Source organism: Shewanella sp. SG44-6 (genome assembly GCF_014164185.1).
GTDB classification, from domain to species: Bacteria; Pseudomonadota; Gammaproteobacteria; order Enterobacterales; family Shewanellaceae; genus Shewanella; species Shewanella vesiculosa.
Window position 1 is genome coordinate 1 of sequence record NZ_JACJER010000301.1, and the last position, 847, is coordinate 847.

2 tRNA genes and 1 rRNA gene are annotated in these 847 nt (G+C 42.4%); all 3 read right to left on the reverse strand.

What is annotated here, in order from left to right:
- Positions 1-278: 278 nt before the first annotated feature.
- Positions 279-354 (reverse strand) — tRNA-Ala (locus H5185_RS22305).
- A 140-nt stretch (positions 355-494) separates the two neighbouring features.
- Positions 495-571, reverse strand: a tRNA-Ile gene (locus H5185_RS22310).
- Between the two features lie 215 nt (positions 572-786).
- Positions 787-847, reverse strand: a 16S ribosomal RNA gene (locus tag H5185_RS22315); the annotation flags it as partial.

Consider the following 847-nt stretch of genomic DNA (forward strand, 5'->3'; position numbering starts at 1 on the left):
TCACCTCCGGGTAGGAAGTGGACTCGCCTTAGTTTTTTAGAATATTCAAGACACTTAAACAGTGTGTTGAGAACTCAAGTGTTAATGCTTTCGCATTAACGTTTTTCGCACTAACGTAATCACACGAACGACAACGAATCATCATCCATGCGCCTTTAGTTAGTACTATCAGCTTTCCAAATTGTTAAAGAGCGGGCTTAAAAAAGCCAAAGATAAAATTTCGTTTATCTTTGGCATCTCTAACCTATGCATAAGCTTATCGTCATGATAAGTGTAAATGGTGGAGCTATGCGGGATCGAACCGCAGACCTCCTGCGTGCAAGGCAGGCGCTCTCCCAGCTGAGCTATAGCCCCATTTACATGCAGTTGAGATTAATATCAAGTATCCAATCATAAGATTGGCGAAGCCAAATCGAATTTTAACAAGTTAAGTCAATGCAACGTTTAGTTCTTCACTAAACGAGTATTTAATTAACGCAGATAAAATGAAGATTTGGTGGGTCAGAGTGGACTTGAACCACCGACCTCACCCTTATCAGGGGTGCGCTCTAACCAGCTGAGCTACAGACCCATTCTTTTTGGTCTTTTAATCCTTACTCGGCGTTACTTTCTTCGTTTCTCAGTCATGTGCTAAAGCACACTCCCTGCGAGACTCATCAAGTGCCTTGATTAAGAATCAAAATCCTCAAAAATACCTTTCGATATCTTTCTCTTTCTTCTATCAAGTAATCTGTGTGAACACTCACATGCATCGCTGCACTTTAGGTATTGAGTTAGTCGTATAGGTAAGGAGGTGATCCAGCCCCAGGTTCCCCTAGGGCTACCTTGTTACGACTTCACCCCAGTC